We start from the raw sequence: 17,785 nt of genomic DNA, 5'->3' as shown, positions 1-17,785 counted from the left end.
AAGCCAAGCCGTGGCGTTTTCCAGTTACGCCGACTTGCCGAACCGGGCGCGGGCTTTGATCGATGCACCGGATGAATGCGAATGGCTTGCTCAGAATGGTTTTGACCTTATGCGGTCGCGCCCTATCGCCACGTATTTGCACGCTGCTCTATCAGCAGATGCGGTGGCGCATTAACTCAGGCACGCCGAAAAAAACATTCGGCACTGTTAGCGAACATCAGGTTGGGTCCGCAGCGAAAGTGCCTGATCGCTTCAAGTTCTTCGTGTTGGCTGGCACGATGATGAAATTGAGCGCGGCAAAGCTGCCGACCCTGTTCACGTGAGGGCATACGGCCCAGATCATACGTTTTTGAAATCTACCGTGACACCGCCAAATCGATAACCACCCCGGAGTTGTTAAACAAGTCCGGGTTATCGGATCCGAAGGGCGGTGTCGCGCTGCGTCCGCCGCAATCCTTTTCCGTCCAGGCTCAACGCGCTACGTTTTCTAACGGTCTTGTGCCTGCGTCGCGGGACGGTCGATCCGGGTAGCGAACGCGCGTCAAAGTTTGGCAGGAATTGGATGGCATCCCTGCGAAGTAGGTCACACAAAGAAAAAGGCCCTCAAGCATTTGCCTGAGGGCCTTTTTCAACGCGATGCAAACTCAACCGCGAAATCCTGGTGGGTGGTACAGGGATTGAACCTGTGACCCCTGCCGTGTGAAGGCAGTGCTCTACCGCTGAGCTAACCACCCGAAGAGCTTTGGATTATGTCAGAGCTTGCTCGTCTCGTAAAGCGAATCTTTGAGCACTTCAATAATCGTGTTGCCGGAATCAGGAACCCGCCGCTACCTCAACCGCAATCACCGTCTCGATCCGCCACACGCTTGTTCCCTTGACCGCCTTATCGAGATCATCGAGGACAGCGAGATGCGCGCTCAGTTCTTCCTCCGATGCCACCAGCACCGGCAACTGCAGATCATCGAGCGCAATACGTGGCGCGTGGCCTTCGCCCGTCGCCGGCATCTCGCCGAGCATATCGATCACCAGGCTTTCCTGGCCGCGCGTCATCGCCAGATAAACTTCTGCCAGCAATTCCGAGTCGAGCAGGGCGCCATGCAGCGTCCGATGCGCGTTGCTGATGCCAAACCGGTCGCACAACGCATCAAGTGAATTGCGCTTGCCGGGGAACATCTGCTTCGCCTGCACGAGTGTGTCGATCACGCCGCCGCACACTTCCTTCACGCCAGGCATGCCGACCAGGCCGAACTCCACGTCCATGAAACCGACGTCGAACGGCGCGTTGTGAATGATCAGCTCAGCACCCGCCACGAAGTCGCGCAACTCGGCGGCGATATCGGCGAACTTGGGTTTATCGCTGAGGAATTCCGTCGTCAGGCCGTGCACCGCGAGCGCGCCCGGATCGCTGTCGCGTCCTGGATTCACGTAGAAGTGGAGGTTATTGCCGGTGAGCCGTCGATTCACAAGCTCGACGCAGCCGATTTCAATAATGCGATCGCCCGTGCGGGCGTTGAGGCCGGTAGTTTCGGTATCGAGTACGAGTTGGCGCATAGAGATAAGAATTAACCTTCGGCGAGTGAAGTGACGCCGCGATTCGCGAGCGCGTCGGCGCGTTCGTTTTCCGGATGACCTGAATGGCCTTTCACCCAGCGCCATTCAATCTGGTGTTGAACCACCAGCGCATCCAGCCGCTTCCAGAGATCCGCGTTCTTGACGGGCGTTTTCGCCGCAGTCATCCAGTTCTTCTTTTTCCAGCCGTGGATCCATTCACTGATGCCCTTCTGGACATATTGCGAGTCGGTATGAATGACCACGCGACACGGCCGCTTGAGCGCTTCGAGCGCCGAAATGACGCCCATCAGTTCCATGCGGTTGTTGGTCGTTGGCGTTTCGCCGCCGAACAGTTCCTTTTCCTGATCGCCGAAACGCAGCAGCGCACCCCAGCCGCCAGGGCCAGGATTGCCTTTGCAGGCGCCATCGGTATAAATGTCGATTACTTTGTCTGTGGTGTCTAAGGTCATCAATGCTCGTTGCGTGTATGCGGCGTGGCGACCGGCGCGAGGCCCGGTGCGAGGGCAGGTTTTTTCAGCTTGCGCGGCCCGATCAGGCGCATGCCGCGCACGCGCTTGATGGCCGTAATCATGTAGGCGGCGCCGAAAATGGGCCACCAGCGGTCGCCGGCGGCTTCCATGAACTGATAGCGCGCCAGCCATTGTTCGGTCAGGAGAGGCGGACGATAGCAGCCGAAGCGCCCGCGTTCAAGGTCGAATCCGAGCAGCTTGATCCAGTCCTTGATCCGCGTGAACGCGATCATTTCGTGTGCGGACGGGACGAACGGCTTGCCCGCAACCTTGCCGAGCGATTGCCGCGCACCCCACAGGCTCAGGGAATTAAAGCCCAGGATGATCAACTGCCCTTCAGGCATCAGCACACGCTCGGCTTCTCTGAGCAACCGGTGCGGGTCGCTCGTAAATTCGAGCGTATGCGGCATGACCAGCAAATCGACGCTCTGCGCTTCGAACGGCAAGTCGAGCAGGTCGCACCACACGGCGCTGCGTCCTTCCGGCGCGTGCAGGCCGCGGCTCGCCGACGGCAGCGACGTCACGCCGGGCCGCGCCTCGGCCGAAACCGGCGGGGGCAACGTGAAAGGCGCGCTGGCGGCGCTGGCCGTATCGAGCACGAGGCCTCGATACGGCATGCGATTCTCGCGCAACGCGTCGAGCCCGGGCAGCCCGAGTTGCAGCGCGTGATAGCCGAAAATATCCGACACCACGCGGTCGAGCTGTGCCTGCTCCCACTCAAGCACATAGCGGCCGGGCGCGGATAGTGTCCAGGCGGGCCAGTCTATAATTGTTCGCTCTGACATGTTCGGGTGAGTCGCCTTATGAAAACGCTTGAGTACGTGCCGGTTCCGGCGTTCGAAGACAACTACATCTGGCTGGTGTCGGATGGTCACAATGCCGTCGTGGTCGATCCTGGCGACGCCGCGCCCGTCGAAGCCTATTTGACGAAACGCGGTTGGCGGCTAACCGCTATTTTACTCACGCACCACCATCACGACCACGTCGGCGGCGTCGCAAAACTGCGCGTTAGCCGATCGGCCGATGGAGAAATCCCGGTGATCGGCCCGGCTGGCGAGGCTATCGAGCATCTGACGCGGCGCGTGAAGCAGGGCGATCACGTCAGTATCGCGAGTCCGGCGCTGGAATGCTCGGTTATCGACGTACCCGGACATACTGCCGGACACATCGCGTACTTCCAGCCGGGCGATCCGCAAGGCACGCCGCATCTCTTTTGCGGCGACACCTTGTTCGCAAGCGGTTGCGGCCGTCTGTTCGAAGGCACGCCGCAACAAATGCTGAATTCACTCGACGCGCTCGCCGCGCTCCCCGACGCCACGCTGGTTCACTGCGCCCACGAATATACGCTCTCGAATATCCGTTTCGCCCGCGCGGCCGAGCCGGACAACGCGGCGCTCGCGCAATGGCAGAAGGAAGCGCAGAGCCTGCGCGAGCGCAACCAGCCGACCATTCCGACCACGCTCCTGCACGAACGAAGCGTGAATCCGTTCCTGCGTGCCGGAGAAAAAAGCGTGCAGGCCACGCTTGCCGCCCAGTTCGAGCGCCCGGTGCGGGACCGGCTCGACGCCTTCACACTGATGCGCGGCTGGAAAGACAAATTTCGCTAACCCGTGCCGGCCTGCGGTTATCTTCATCTGAAACGTTGAAAACCATTGCAGGCCCCGGATTTTGCAGTGTTTTTTGCATTTATATTGACGTGATGAGTGCGGTTCCGTACTATCGGGTCCAAATTTCCAAGCACATTTTTTGGAATCCGAGACGTTCATGCGATTGATTTTAAGCGCGCTACTCGTCCTGACATTGGCTGCTTGTGCCAGCCAGGGACCGACAGCGACCAACTCCCTTTCTTCACTTCCTTCCGCCCAGAATCAGCAAGCCGTAGCAGACACCATCCGCAAGACTGCCGCCGCCAAGGAAACGATCAACGTCGACAAGACGTCGCTCGATTCACTTAGCGGACCCGACGGCGATTTGTGGGGCCGTATCCGCCGTGGTTTCCAGATTCCCGATTTGCAAAGCGACCTGGTCGACATGCAGGTGAACTGGTATGCGCAACGCCCGGATTACGTCGAGCGCATGACGGGCCGCTCGCAAAAATACCTGTATCACATCGTTGAGGAACTCGAACAGCGGCACATGCCGACCGAACTCGCGTTGCTGCCGTTTATCGAATCGGCTTATAACCCGCAGGCGTTATCGGTCGCGAAGGCTGCGGGTATGTGGCAGTTCGTGCCGGGCACGGGCCGCGATTACAACCTGAAGCAGAACATGTTTCAGGATGAGCGGCGCGACGTGCTGGCATCGACCAGCGCGGCGCTCGACTATCTTTCGCGCCTCCACGACATGTTCGGCGACTGGGATCTGGCGCTCGCCGCGTACAACTGGGGCGAGGGCAATGTGCAGAAGGCTATCGCTAAAAACGAGGCGATGGGCTTGCCGACGGACTATCAAAGCCTGCGGATGCCGAACGAGACACGCAATTACGTGCCGAAGCTGCAGGCGGTGAAGAACATCGTCACTAATCCGCAAATGTATGGGCTGACGCTTCCGGACATTCCAAATCACCCGTATTTCGTGACGGTCACCACGTCGCGCGACATGGACGTGACGATGGCCGCCAAGCTAGCCGGCATGACGGTGGAGGAGTTCCGCTCGCTGAATCCATCGTTTGCGAAACCGGTGATTCTTGGCGCAACGAGTCCGCAGATTTTGCTGCCCTTCGATAACGCCAGCGCCTTCCAGAAGAACCTGAAGTCGTATTCGGGCCAATTGTCGTCGTGGACGACTTATACGGTGAGTGAACGGGCAACGCCCGCGGTCATCGCGCAGAAAATTGGCGTGGACGCGGACACGCTGATGTCGGTGAACCGCATTCCGGCGGGCATGCGGCTGAAGGCGGGCTCGACCATCGTGGTGCCGCGCAGCGATGACGACGACGAAGACATCAGCGCCGACGTCGCCGAAAGCGCCATGCTGGCCGTTGAACCGGACGTTCCCGATACCCGCAAGATGCTGATCCGCGTTCGCCGCGCACAATCCATGTCGACTTTTGCGGATCGCTACAACGTGTCGATCTCGCAGGTTAAAAGCTGGAACCGTACTCGCCGCGATTCCGTCATGCCCGGCCAGTTGATCGTGCTGCACGTGCCGGTTGGGCGTGCTGTCCCGGCTGAACCCGGTCCGGTGCGCGTGGAAACGGTGGCTGCGTCAAGCCGGAACAGGGGCGGTGTGACACGGATCGGCACGCACGTGCCGGAATCGAAGAGCACGGCGCGTGGCGGCAAAACCAGCGGTCCCGTCAGGGCGACGCGCGTGACTGAACAATTCGGCGCACCGTCCAAAGCAGTCAAATCGGCGGCGGTAAGGCCTACGGCAGTATCCAAAACCACGAAATCAACCAAGTCGACAGATAAAAAGAAGAAACAATAAACCTGTCTGCGCGGTCAAGAATCCACGCCGTCACCAAGGTGACGGCGTTTTCAATTGAGCGTGCGCGTTAAACTGCCGCTTCATATAAAAACCCCTGCTCTGTGCACATGACGTCTTCCGCTGGGCTTCGCGTCTTTTTTCTGTTTTCCGCCGGATATTTCGTCTCGTACGTGTTCCGCGGGGTGAATCTCGGCTTCGCGCCCTACATCACGCACGACCTGGGTTTGTCGGGGGCGGATCTTGGCTTGCTCACGTCGCTGTATTTTCTTGGTTTTGCAGCGGCGCAAATTCCCGTGGGCATGTTGCTCGATCGCTTCGGCCCGCGCCGCGTCACCGCGGGCATGCTGTTGTTCGCGGCACTTGGCATCGGCGTGTTCGGTGCGGCGCACGGCATCGGCGCCATGATGCTGGGGCGGCTGCTGATTGGTGTGGGCGTGTCCGTCTGCATGAGCGCAGCGTTCAAGGCGCTCGCGCAAATCCTGCCCGTGGCACAACTTCCGATGGTCAACGGCCTTGTGATGGCGGTGGGCGGCCTCGGCGGCGTGGTGGTCGGTTCGCCGCTCGCCCTCCTGCTCGGCGTGACCGACTGGCGCAACGTCTGCTACGGTCTGGTGGTCATGACCCTCGCGGTCGCGGCAGCAATCTTCCTGTTCGCGCCGGAACATCGCGACGGCGTGCATCGCAAAGCCGACATGCTCACGCAGTTCAAGGGCACGTGGCACATTCTTGGCAGCGGCGCGTTCTGGAAGATCGCGTCGTTTTCGGTCGTCACGCAAGGTGTTTTCTACGCCATGCAGTCGCTATGGATAAGGCCTTATCTCCTCGATGTCATGGGCCTGAGCGCTCAATACGCAGCAGTGCTGGTATCGGTGCTTGGCATTGCGATGATGATCGGCTGCGTGGGTTTCGGCGTGGCGGCGCGCGGCCTGCAAAAGCGCGGTGTCACCGTGTACGCGTTCTGCGGTTTTGGCATGGGGCTGTTCGTCCTTGTGCAGGTGCTGATGCTTGTGCGTGCACCCATTGCGCCGGCGTTGCTGATTGCGTGTTACGGCGTTTTCGGCGGAACCGGCATCCTGAGTTATGCGGTGATGGCCGAATACTTCCCGACGCACATGATCGGCCGCGCGCACAGCACGCTCACGCTTGTCCTGTTCATCCTGATCTTCGGCTTGCAGGTGGGCATAGGCGCGATGCTGTCGCGCTGGCCAACCCAGGGCGGCCATTACCCAGCCGCGGCACATTTGAGCGTGTGGGGCGTGCTGATCGCTCTGCAGATCGCCAGTGCCATCTGGTATGTCCTGCCGAGCAGCGTTCTCGAAAAGCGCGGCGGCGTGCCGTCATGATCGCCGCATGCCCGCTGGACAAGGCCCACAGCGCCTGACCTGGAACGCGTCTTGCATATGATGCGTCTCAAATTTGGAGGGAAGGGCGTTTTCGGGCTATAATTCGAAGGTTTGAGCAAATCAACCTACACCCTAGCGCCTACCTCCCACTCACCGTTCATCCGCCGCGCCTTGCAACACGCGCGCATCCCGCCAAACGCCTGATTCGCGCCTCCCGTCATTGGAGCCCGATCAGGGAAACCGGCGGGTCTTGCGCCCGACGCAATCGAACGCGATGCGGGTCTGCGCGCGCCACTTCACGGCCGCGCGCGACCCCACGGTCGGATGACAGGTCGGCAAACAGGGTGTTCCAAAGGAGCTTCCCGTGTTGCCGTCATTCTCTCCCGCAATCCTCGCACTCGCCGACGGCACGGTTTTTCGTGGTCATTCGATCGGCGCGTCCGGTCACACGATCGGCGAAGTGGTGTTCAACACCGCTATCACCGGTTATCAGGAAATCCTGACGGACCCGAGCTACGCCCAGCAAATCGTTACCCTGACGTATCCGCACATCGGCAATGTCGGTGTGAACGCTGAAGACGTCGAATCCACCAAAGTCCATGCCGCCGGCCTGATCATTCGAGATCTGCCGGTGCTCGCCTCGAATTTCCGCTCCGAACAATCCCTCGCCGACTATCTGAAAGCGGAAAACGTCGTCGCTATTTCGAACATCGATACTCGCAAACTCACGCGTATCCTGCGTGACAAGGGCGCGCAGAACGGCTGCATTCTCGCTGGCGGGGGTGCCGACGCTGAGGCGAAAGCTCTGGAACTCGCGCGTTCGTTCCCGGGTTTGTCGGGGATGGATCTCGCGAAGGTCGTCTCGACGAAAGAAAAGTACGAATGGACGCAGTCCGAATGGCGTCTGGAAAGCGGCTACGGCGAGCAGAAAGCGCCGAAGTACCGCGTGGTCGCGTTCGACTACGGCGTGAAGTACAACATCCTGCGCATGCTGGCCGAGCGCGGTTGCCACGTCACCGTGCTGCCGGCTGAGTCTACCGCCGCCGACGCCCTCGCGCTGAACCCCGACGGTATCTTCCTCTCGAACGGCCCCGGCGACCCGGAACCGTGCGACTACGCAATCCGCGCGACGCGCGAATTCATCGAACGTGGCATTCCTACGTTTGGTATTTGCCTCGGTCACCAGATCATGGGTCTGGCCGTAGGAGCCAAGACCATGAAGATGAAAACGGGCCATCACGGCGCGAATCATCCGGTGAAGGATCTTGAGAACGGCCGCGTGGTGATCACGTCGCAGAATCACGGTTTCGCCGTCGATGCCGCCACGCTGCCGGCCAACGCAAAGGTCACGCATACGTCGTTGTTCGATGGCACGCTGCAAGGTTTTGCGCTCACCGATAAACCCGCGTTCTGCTTCCAGGGCCATCCGGAAGCGTCGCCGGGACCGAACGATATTGCGTACTTGTTCGATCGCTTTGTCGGCCTGATGGCAGCGCAAAAAGTCGCAGCTTAAACAGTTACGCTAGACACGCAAAGACAGAACATAGCACCACAATCATTGAGAGCAGTTATGCCGAAGCGGACAGACATCAAGAGCATCCTCATCATCGGCGCGGGACCGATCATCATCGGTCAGGCGTGCGAGTTCGATTATTCGGGCGCGCAGGCGTGCAAGGCGCTGCGCGAGGAAGGCTACAAGGTCATTCTCGTCAACAGCAATCCCGCGACGATCATGACCGACCCTAACACGGCCGACGTCACGTACATCGAGCCGATCACGTGGGAAGTCGTTGAGCGGATCATCGATAAAGAACGCCCCGATGCGATCCTCCCGACCATGGGCGGACAAACCGCGCTGAATTGCGCGCTGGATTTGTTCCACCACGGCGTGCTGGAAAAGTACAAGGTCGAGCTGATCGGCGCGTCGCCGGAAGCTATCGATAAAGCCGAGGACCGCCAGAAGTTCAAGGAAGCGATGACGAAGATTGGCCTCGGGTCGGCCAAGTCGGGCATCGCGCATTCCATGGAAGAAGCGCTGCAAGTGCAGGCGGAAATTGCCGCGCTGACGGGCAGCGGCGGTTATCCGACCGTGATTCGTCCGTCGTTCACGCTGGGCGGATCGGGCGGCGGGATTGCGTACAACAAGGAAGAATTCGAAGAAATTTGCCGTCGCGGACTGGATTTGTCGCCAACGCGTGAGTTGCTGATCGAAGAGTCGCTGCTGGGCTGGAAAGAGTTCGAGATGGAAGTGGTCCGCGATACCAAGGACAACTGCATTATCGTGTGCTCGATCGAAAACCTGGACCCGATGGGCGTGCATACCGGCGACTCCATCACGGTCGCGCCGGCCCAGACGCTGACCGACAAGGAATACCAGATCCTGCGTAACGCATCGCTCGCCGTGCTGCGCGAGATTGGCGTGGATACGGGCGGCTCGAACGTGCAGTTCGCGATCAACCCGAAAGACGGTCGCATGGTCGTCATCGAGATGAATCCGCGTGTGTCGCGGTCGTCGGCGCTGGCATCGAAGGCGACGGGTTTCCCGATTGCCAAGGTCGCGGCGAAGCTGGCCGTGGGCTACACGCTCGATGAGCTGAAGAACGAGATCACGGGCGGTCAGACGCCGGCGTCGTTCGAACCGACCATCGACTATGTGGTCACGAAGATTCCGCGTTTTGCGTTCGAAAAGTTCCGCGAAGCCGATGCGCGCCTGACAACGCAGATGAAGTCGGTTGGCGAAGTGATGGCGATTGGCCGCACGTTCCAGGAATCGTTCCAGAAGGCGCTGCGCGGACTGGAAGTAGGAGTGGATGGACTCGATGAAAAGACCACCAGCCGTGACGAAGTGATTCGCGAAATTGGCGAGCCGGGTCCGGACCGAATCTGGTTCCTGGGCGACGCGTTCCGTCTTGGCCTGAGCGCCGAAGAAATCTTTGAAGAAACGGCTATCGACCCGTGGTTCCTCGCGCAGATCGAACAGATCGTCTCGAAGGAAAAGGCGCTGAGCGGCCGCACGATCGAGAGCCTGACCAAAGACGAAATGCTGTACCTGAAACAGAGCGGTTTCTCGGATCGTCGCCTCGCCAAGTTGCTCGGCTCGGATCAAACGGCTGTGCGCAAACATCGGCACGCATTGAAGGTGCGTCCGGTCTACAAGCGCGTGGACACGTGCGCGGCCGAATTCGCGACGAAAACCGCCTACATGTACTCGACCTACGAGGAAGAGTGCGAAGCGAATCCGACCGATAAAAAGAAGATCATGGTGCTGGGCGGTGGCCCGAACCGGATCGGGCAGGGCATCGAGTTCGACTATTGCTGCGTGCACGCAGCGTTGGCGATGCGCGAAGACGGCTATGAAACCATCATGGTCAACTGCAATCCCGAGACCGTTTCCACCGACTACGACACGTCCGACCGTCTGTACTTCGAATCGCTGACGCTGGAAGACGTGCTTGAAATTGTCGATCTGGAAAAGCCGGTTGGCGTGATCGTGCAGTACGGCGGTCAGACGCCGTTGAAGCTTGCGCTGGACCTGGAAGCGAACGGCGTGCCTATCATCGGAACGTCGCCGGACATGATCGATGCCGCTGAAGACCGCGAGCGTTTCCAGAAGCTGCTGCAAGACCTGAACCTGCGTCAACCGCCGAACCGCACGGCACGTGCCGAAGACGAAGCGCTGCGCCTGGCCGAAGAAATCGGTTATCCGCTGGTCGTGCGTCCGTCGTACGTGCTCGGTGGCCGCGCAATGGAAATTGTCCACGAACCGCGCGACCTCGAACGCTACATGCGCGAAGCGGTCAAGGTTTCGCACGATTCGCCGGTGCTGCTCGACCGCTTCCTGAACGACGCAATTGAATGCGACGTGGACTGTATTTCAGATGGCGAGGCGGTGTTTATCGGCGGCGTGATGGAGCACATCGAACAGGCGGGCGTCCATTCGGGCGACTCCGCATGTTCGTTGCCGCCGTACTCGCTGTCGCAGGAAACCATCGACGAACTCAAGCGCCAGACCGGCGCGATGGCGCGCGCGCTGAACGTGATCGGCCTGATGAACGTGCAGTTCGCGATCCAGCAAGCGGTGCAGGAAGACGGCTCGAAGCAGGACGTGATCTATGTACTCGAAGTGAATCCGCGTGCTTCGCGGACGGTGCCGTATGTATCGAAGGCGACCGGTTTGCCTTTGGCGAAGATTGCTGCCCGGGCGATGGTCGGTCAGAAGCTCGTCGATCAGGGCGTCACGAAGGAAGTGATTCCGCCGTATTTCAGCGTCAAGGAAGCGGTGTTTCCGTTCGTGAAATTCCCGGCTGTCGATCCCGTGCTCGGACCGGAAATGCGCTCGACGGGCGAAGTCATGGGCGTAGGCCGCACGTTCGGCGAAGCGCTGTTCAAGTCGCAACTTGCGGCCGGCTCGCGCTTGCCGGAAAGCGGCACAGTTCTCCTGACCGTGATGGACGCGGACAAGCAGAAGGCCGTGGAGGTCGCGACCATGCTGCATGAGCTCGGCTACCCGATCGTGGCGACCAAGGGCACGGCATCGGCCATCCAGGCCGCGGGCGTGCCGGTGAAGGTGGTCAACAAGGTGAAAGACGGCCGGCCGCACATCGTGGACATGATCAAGAACGGCGAAATTGCGCTGGTCTTCACCACCGTCGACGAAACCCGTGCCGCCATTGCGGATTCCCGCTCGATCCGGATGAGCGCGCAAGCCAACAAGGTCACGTATTACACGACCATGTCGGGCGCCCGCGCGGCCGTCGAAGGACTGCGATATCTGAAGGACCTGGAAGTCTATGATTTACAAGGACTCCATGCTCGCCTAAACTAAGGCTTCTGATTCGAGTCTCAGCAGTATCAGCAGTCTCCAAGTGAAGTCTAAGTTTCAAGGGCCGCGGTTAAGCGGCGTCTCCCTTTTTTACCGGGAGATGCACTTAACCGCGGTAATTTTTTTACGTCTGCATTTTTGCGTAATGAGTTGTTTATGAGCACAGTTCCTTTGACTAAACGCGGCGCAGCGTTGCTGCGCGACGAATTGCAACGCCTCAAATCCGTGGAGCGTCCGGCTGTCGTGAATTCGATCTCCGAAGCCCGCGCGCAGGGCGATCTGTCGGAAAACTCCGAATACGACGCGGCCAAGGAGAAGCAGGGCTTTATCGAAGGCCGCATCGCGGAGATCGAGTCGAAGCTGGCCGGGGCGCAAGTCATTGACCCGACTACCGTGGAAGCCGACGGCCGCGTGATCTTCGGCGCGACCGTCGAACTGGAAGAGACGGCCACGGGCCACGCGGTCACCTACCAGATCGTTGGCGACGACGAAGCGGATATCGACCATGGGCTGGTCTCCATCAGCTCGCCCATCGCGCGTGCGCTGATCGGCAAGACTGAGGGCGACGTGGCGTCGGTGCAGGCTCCGAGCGGCGCGCGCGAGTACGAAATTATCGCGGTCAAGTACGTCTGATGGCTCATCGATTCTTTCGGATCATCGCCATGATCTGGGTCGGCAGCGCGCTGACGCTCGGGTTCGTGGCGGCACCGGTGTTGTTCAGCATGCTTGACCGGACATCGGCGGGATCGGTTGCGGCGCAACTGTTTCGCATCGAGGGATTCCTCGGCGTGATCTGCGCGCTGCTGCTGCTGGTTTTGGCTAACCGCCTCGTTCGAACGGGTTTCGCCGAATACAAGCGGACCCGCTGGGTCATCGCGGGCATGCTGCTGTGCGTGCTGATCGGCTATTTTGCGCTTCAGCCGTTCATGAATGCGCTGCGGGTAGCGGCTCAGGAAGGCGGCATGGAACTCGCGCAATCGCCGTATGCAAGCCGTTTTGGCATGCTGCATGGGGTGTCGAGCGCGTTCTACCTTTTGGAGAGCGTGCTGGGACTGGTGCTGTTCTGGCGCCTGCCGCCAGGAAAGTTTCCGGCGCAAACGGTCATTCCGAAGGGAAAGACAGCCAGCGTCGCGGCACGTCGGGCGCGCGGTTAAAAAAAGCCGGCGACACCCGAGGGTATCGGGTGTCGCCGGCTTTTTGCTTCCCAGATGAACGCGGAAAGGCTTATTTCGACGATTGATGGTGACGCTTGGCGCTGGGCAGACGCTTCTTTGCGCGTTTGACGTTGCCGCCAGCCGTCACACGTTCGTTGCCGCGAACCAACAGCTTTTGCTTCTTCGGTTTGCGGACGACAGGTGCGTCACGCGTGATCTTGACGACCTTGACCACGCGCGGCGCACGTCCCTTCGACGAGCTTTCGGCAGCGGCTTCGCCGGCGCTCGGAGGCGCTATGCGATTGGCGCCGCGGACACCGGCAGCGCGCGAAGGCTTGGCGGCAGCTTCGTCGCTTTCCGGCCGCCACACGACAAGCAACTTGCCGATTTGCTGGATTGGCGCGGCGTTCAGCCTGTCGCAGATTTCAGCGTAGGCTGCGACGCGGGCATCGCGGTCATCGCCGAACACGCGGATCTTGATGAGCTGGTGTGCAGCAAGGTGCACCTCGATCTCGGCCAGCACGGCCTCGGTCAGCCCTTCGCCGCCAACAAGTACAACGGGCTTGAGCGCGTGAGCCAGGGAGCGCAGGTCGGCGCGTTGGGCGGGAGAAAGTTTAAGAGCTGGCATGAGAAGTAACGGACTCGACTAAAATGAGAGGCGCCGTAGCGTAAAAGCGGCTAAACGGTCGCAATTTGCAAAACAAAGACGGGCAGGGCGGGACGCCTTGCTCAAGAAAATGACGGACGGCGCGAGGCGGTACGGCGAGCAACGGACTTGATTTTAACGAATCTTTAATCGCCGGAGCTCGGACGCCGCCCCTTGCCAGATAAGCCCGAAGCACATTATCAGCCGCGGGCCTCCGGCAAACGTCGCTGGCAAACACAGGGCGCAACGGCGCAGGAATCGGCTAGCCACTTCGGCTGTCCACATCGACGAAGGCTGCTTCGTAAGTTGGCCAATAAGTTGCCCAGCAAATGAGCAGCAGCCCGAATTAGACGCGTATTATCCGCTAAAAGCACAGCTTCACGCAGCAAGAGTTCATTCTTAATGGCAAAAAACCGCTTCAATTACTCGTGGCTGCACGACCACATCAACGACCCGTACGTGAAACTCGCGCAGCGCGAGGGGTATCGGGCGCGCGCGGCATACAAGCTGAAGGAGATCGACGAGCAGGATAAGTTGATCAAACCGGGCCAGATCATTGTCGACCTCGGCTCGACCCCCGGGAGTTGGAGCCAGTACGCGCGCAACCAATTGGCAAAAGGGTCCAAGCGCGGTGAAACGCGCGAAGGCGGGATCGATGGCAAGATCATCGCGCTCGACCTGCTGCCCATGGAGCCGATTGCCGACGTGATTTTCATTCAAGGTGATTTCCGCGAAGACTCGGTACTGGATCAATTGAAGGAAATCGTCGGAGACCATCAGGTTGATCTTGTAATTTCCGACATGGCCCCCAACCTCTCAGGGGTTGCCAGCGCGGATGCAGCGCGAATGGAACATTTGTGCGATCTGGCGCTGGACTTCTCGCAGAACCATCTGAAGCCGGAAGGCGCTTTATTGGTCAAATGTTTTCATGGCAGCGGCTATAGTCAAATAGTGGAGAAGTTCAAGCATCAATTCAAAATCGTCGCGCCGCGCAAGCCGAAGGCGTCGCGCGATAAATCGTCCGAAACGTTTATTTTGGGCAGGCAACTCAAGCGTCGGGATTGAGAGTTGCGGGTGGAAACGCCGCTGGGGACCGGGTGTCCCGGTAGGCGTTTTGCCGGATATGTCCAAACATCGGGTCCCGGCCGCTATCTTTGCGCTAGTTAAAGGCTATAGCAGGGGTTTGCGGTCTGGATTAGAATGCTTTGGTGGTGCCGCAAGGCGAATGTAGGCGCCCGTCTATGAGTGAAGGAGTGGTGCTTTGAACAACAATATGTTCTCTAAGGCAGCGGTGTGGCTGGTTATCGCACTGGTGCTGTTCACGGTGTTCAAGCAGTTCGACAAGCCCCGCGTCCAGGAAGGCGTTTCGTATTCGCAATTCATGGACGACGCGAAGACCGGTAAGGTCAAGACTGTTACCGTTCAGGGTCGTAATCTCACCGTTACTCCCGCAGACGGTCAGAAATATCAAATCGTGTCGCCTGGCGATATCTGGATGGTCGGCGACTTGATGAAGTACGGCGTTCAGGTCAGCGGCAAGGCCGACGACGAACCGAACGCGCTCGTTTCCGCGCTGTATTACCTCGGACCGACGATCCTGATCATCGGTTTCTGGTTCTTCATGATGCGGCAGATGCAGGGCGGCGGGAAAGGCGGAGCGTTTTCGTTCGGCAAGTCGCGAGCGCGGCTGATCGACGAGAACAACAACGCAATCAATTTTACCGATGTCGCAGGCTGTGACGAAGCGAAGGAGGAGGTCTCCGAGCTAGTCGACTTCCTGCGTGATCCGCAGAAATTCCAGAAGCTGGGTGGACGTATTCCTCGCGGCGTGTTGCTGGTCGGGCCTCCGGGTACGGGTAAGACGTTGCTGGCGCGCGCCATTGCCGGCGAAGCGAAAGTACCGTTCTTCAGCATCTCGGGTTCGGACTTCGTTGAAATGTTCGTGGGTGTGGGTGCGGCTCGGGTGCGCGACATGTTCGAGCAGGCCAAGAAGCACGCGCCGTGTATCGTGTTTATCGACGAAATCGATGCTGTGGGCCGTCATCGCGGCGCCGGCATGGGCGGCGGTAACGACGAACGCGAACAGACGCTGAATCAGATGCTCGTGGAAATGGACGGTTTCGAAGCGAATTCCGGCGTGATCGTGATCGCCGCGACCAACCGCTCCGATGTACTGGACAAAGCGCTGCTGCGTCCGGGCCGTTTTGACCGTCAGGTGTACGTTGGTTTGCCGGATATCCGCGGTCGCGAACACATCATGAAGGTCCATCTGCGCAAGGTGCCTATTTCGAACGACGTCGACGCTTCGGTGATTGCACGTGGTACGCCGGGTTTTTCCGGTGCTGATTTGGCGAACCTTGTGAACGAGGCGGCGCTGTTCGCGGCCCGTCGCGGCAAGCGGATCGTCGAAATGGCGGACTTCGAAGATGCGAAAGACAAGATCTTCATGGGTCCGGAACGCAAGTCGGCCGTGATGCGTGAAGAAGAGCGTCGCAATACGGCTTATCACGAGTCAGGTCACGCGGTAGTGGCCAAGTTGCTGCCTCATGCAGATCCGGTTCACAAGGTCTCCATCATGCCGCGTGGCTGGGCGCTGGGCATCACGTGGCAGTTGCCGGAGCATGATCGCGTGAATCTGTATCGCGACAAGATGCTTGAGGAAATCGCCATCCTGTTCGGCGGCCGTGCAGCGGAGGAAGTGTTCCTGAACTCCATGTCAACGGGTGCTTCGAACGACTTCGAGCGTGCGACAAAGATGGCACGTGACATGGTGACGCGTTACGGTATGTCGGATGTGCTCGGCACGATGGTGTATGTCGATACCGAGCAGGACGGCATGTTTGGCAAGATGGCGTCAAAAACGGTATCCGAAGCCACGCAGCAAAAGGTCGATGCTGAAATTCGCCGGATTCTCGACGATCAATATGGCCTCGCCCGCAAGCTGCTGGAAGACAACCGCGACAAGGTCGAAGCCATGACGAAGGCGTTGCTGGAGTGGGAAACCATCGACGCAGAGCAGATCAGCGACATCATGGGCGGTCGTCCGCCGCGTCCGCCGAAGAATCTGCCGCCGCCGTCAAGCGACCCGTCGTCGGGTGGTGGAAACGCTGGCGCGGAAGTCAAACCGGGTAACGCCACGGCTCCTGCTTCAGCCTGACGCGATCCTGAGGCAATACAGAAGGGGCTGGTGTGTTTTCACACCAGCCCTTTTCCGTTGGGACTCGTTTTTTGAGACCGCACGGAGCAGATTCACCGGTTCAACTGGCGATCGCTTGAGTTCCGCCGCTTAAGCTCCGCGGTATGCACTTCCTTCGAATGGCGGACCGACGCGTTCTTGAAATCGACAAACGCAGCATCATTCATCATCGTCTGGCCGGACCACTATGCTGTCTTCACCTCCCCCGAACAGGCTTCACACCGTTGCTCAACCGCTTCAATGCGGCCGGTTCACGCTGACCTTCGAGCGCCCGCTGATCATGGGCATCCTCAATGTCACCCCGGATTCATTTTCCGATGGCGGTCGTTTCGTCGCGCGTGAAGCGGCGCTCGCGCGGGCGGAAGCAATGATTCGCGACGGCGCAGACATTATCGATATTGGCGGTGAGTCGACCCGCCCGGGCGCGCCGCCCGTGCCGCTCGACGAAGAGCTTGAGCGCGTGATCCCGGTAATCGAAGCATTGAGGGCGGCGGGCGTGCCGCTTTCCATCGATACTTACAAACCCGCGGTCATGCGCGCCGCGCTGAACGCCGGCGCGGATATGGTCAACGACATCTGGGGTTTTCGCCGCGAAGGCGCGCTCGATGCGGTCAGGGACAGCGCGTGCGGCCTCTGCGTGATGCACATGCTCGGCGAGCCCCAAACCATGCAACTGCATGAGCCTGTGTATCTCAACGTGGTGGAGGCGGTGCGCGAATTCTTCGAGGAGCGCGTGCGAACGCTGACTGACGCCGGGCTGGCGGTAGAACGTATCTGCCTGGATCCCGGATTTGGCTTCGGTAAATCCGTGACGGGTCATAATTATGACTTGTTGGCCCGTTTAGCCGACACACGTCCTTCGACGCTGCGCGTGCCCTTGCTGGCTGGAATGTCCCGCAAGTCGATGCTCGGCGCGGTGACCGGCCGGACGCGACCGGCCGACCGGGTGCCGGCGAGCGTAGCGGCGGCAGTGTGCGCGGTGGAGCGCGGTGCATCGATAGTGCGCGTGCATGACGTCGCGGCGACTTCCGACGCATTGAAGGTATGGCAAGCGGTGCGTAATGCTGGCAACTCTGCACCCAATGAACATGTCTGACGGTTTAGACTTTGCAAA

At 59.8% G+C, this 17,785-nt stretch carries 15 protein-coding genes and 1 tRNA gene; 11 read left to right on the top strand and 5 right to left on the bottom strand.

The annotated features are described in order from the left end of the window. The first annotated feature begins 71 nt into the window (after window positions 1–71). Complete coding sequence (locus HB376_RS32510) at window positions 72–323, top strand: hypothetical protein (protein WP_213767757.1); 252 nt, start codon at window positions 72–74, stop codon at window positions 321–323. A 336-nt stretch (window positions 324–659) separates the two neighbouring features. Here the strand turns inward: HB376_RS32510 and HB376_RS32505 are convergent. From HB376_RS32505 to HB376_RS32490, 4 genes are all read right to left on the bottom strand, one after another. After that, a tRNA-Val gene (locus HB376_RS32505) sits at window positions 660–734 on the bottom strand. Window positions 735–813: 79 nt separating this feature from the next. Then, the gene (gene dnaQ / locus HB376_RS32500; RefSeq protein WP_213767756.1) at window positions 814–1,551 is read right to left on the bottom strand and encodes a DNA polymerase III subunit epsilon; all 738 of its coding nucleotides are present in this window, start codon (window positions 1,549–1,551) and stop codon (window positions 814–816) included. Window positions 1,552–1,562: 11 nt separating this feature from the next. Next, window positions 1,563–2,021, bottom strand: coding sequence for a ribonuclease HI (gene rnhA / locus HB376_RS32495; protein WP_089159174.1), 459 nt, complete (start codon window positions 2,019–2,021; stop codon window positions 1,563–1,565). Continuing rightward, window positions 2,021–2,866: a class I SAM-dependent methyltransferase gene (locus HB376_RS32490; RefSeq protein WP_213767755.1), complete on the bottom strand. Its 846-nt coding sequence runs from the start codon at window positions 2,864–2,866 to the stop codon at window positions 2,021–2,023. Before HB376_RS32490 ends, rnhA begins: the two co-directional genes overlap by 1 nt. 18 nt (window positions 2,867–2,884) lie before the next feature. Here HB376_RS32490 and gloB point away from each other — a divergent pair, with 18 nt between their 5' ends. The 7 genes from gloB (at window position 2,885) to HB376_RS32455 (ending at window position 12,829) form a co-directional block, all read left to right on the top strand. Further along, complete coding sequence (gloB, locus tag HB376_RS32485) at window positions 2,885–3,688, top strand: hydroxyacylglutathione hydrolase (protein ID WP_213767754.1); 804 nt, start codon at window positions 2,885–2,887, stop codon at window positions 3,686–3,688. 157 nt (window positions 3,689–3,845) lie between these two features. Further along, window positions 3,846–5,510, top strand: a complete 1,665-nt coding sequence (locus HB376_RS32480; RefSeq protein WP_213767753.1) for a transglycosylase SLT domain-containing protein — start codon at window positions 3,846–3,848, stop codon at window positions 5,508–5,510. A 107-nt stretch (window positions 5,511–5,617) separates the two neighbouring features. Continuing rightward, window positions 5,618–6,853, top strand: coding sequence for an MFS transporter (locus HB376_RS32475; protein ID WP_213767752.1), 1,236 nt, complete (start codon window positions 5,618–5,620; stop codon window positions 6,851–6,853). 364 nt (window positions 6,854–7,217) lie between these two features. Next, window positions 7,218–8,366, top strand: a complete 1,149-nt coding sequence (gene carA, locus HB376_RS32470; RefSeq protein WP_213767751.1) for a glutamine-hydrolyzing carbamoyl-phosphate synthase small subunit — start codon at window positions 7,218–7,220, stop codon at window positions 8,364–8,366. Window positions 8,367–8,423: 57 nt separating this feature from the next. After that, a complete protein-coding gene (gene carB, locus HB376_RS32465) occupies window positions 8,424–11,678 on the top strand; it encodes a carbamoyl-phosphate synthase large subunit (RefSeq protein WP_213767750.1) in 3,255 nt (1,084 codons plus the stop codon). A gap of 153 nt (window positions 11,679–11,831) precedes the next feature. Then, on the top strand, window positions 11,832–12,308 hold the full coding sequence (greA, locus tag HB376_RS32460; protein WP_213767749.1) for a transcription elongation factor GreA: 477 nt from the start codon (window positions 11,832–11,834) through the stop codon (window positions 12,306–12,308). Beyond that, a complete protein-coding gene (locus tag HB376_RS32455) occupies window positions 12,308–12,829 on the top strand; it encodes a DUF4149 domain-containing protein (RefSeq protein ID WP_213767748.1) in 522 nt (173 codons plus the stop codon). Before greA ends, HB376_RS32455 begins: the two co-directional genes overlap by 1 nt. Before the next feature lie 70 nt (window positions 12,830–12,899). Here HB376_RS32455 and HB376_RS32450 read toward each other — a convergent pair whose 3' ends face one another. Further along, on the bottom strand, window positions 12,900–13,457 hold the full coding sequence (locus HB376_RS32450; RefSeq protein WP_213767747.1) for a YhbY family RNA-binding protein: 558 nt from the start codon (window positions 13,455–13,457) through the stop codon (window positions 12,900–12,902). A 420-nt stretch (window positions 13,458–13,877) separates the two neighbouring features. Between HB376_RS32450 and HB376_RS32445 the strand changes: the two genes are divergently transcribed. The 3 genes from HB376_RS32445 (at window position 13,878) to folP (ending at window position 17,767) form a co-directional block, all read left to right on the top strand. After that, window positions 13,878–14,540 (top strand): RlmE family RNA methyltransferase, encoded by a 663-nt coding sequence (locus HB376_RS32445; RefSeq protein ID WP_089159164.1) that lies wholly within the window; start codon window positions 13,878–13,880, stop codon window positions 14,538–14,540. Window positions 14,541–14,736: 196 nt separating this feature from the next. Then, on the top strand, window positions 14,737–16,632 hold the full coding sequence (gene ftsH / locus HB376_RS32440) for an ATP-dependent zinc metalloprotease FtsH (RefSeq protein WP_031363393.1): 1,896 nt from the start codon (window positions 14,737–14,739) through the stop codon (window positions 16,630–16,632). 226 nt (window positions 16,633–16,858) lie between these two features. After that, window positions 16,859–17,767 (top strand): dihydropteroate synthase, encoded by a 909-nt coding sequence (folP, locus tag HB376_RS32435; protein ID WP_213767746.1) that lies wholly within the window; start codon window positions 16,859–16,861, stop codon window positions 17,765–17,767. Window positions 17,768–17,785: the final 18 nt, after the last annotated feature.

Source organism: Caballeronia sp. dw_19, assembly GCF_018449515.1.
Classification (GTDB): Bacteria; Pseudomonadota; Gammaproteobacteria; order Burkholderiales; family Burkholderiaceae; genus Caballeronia.
This window is presented reverse-complemented; position numbering and strand designations above follow the sequence as displayed.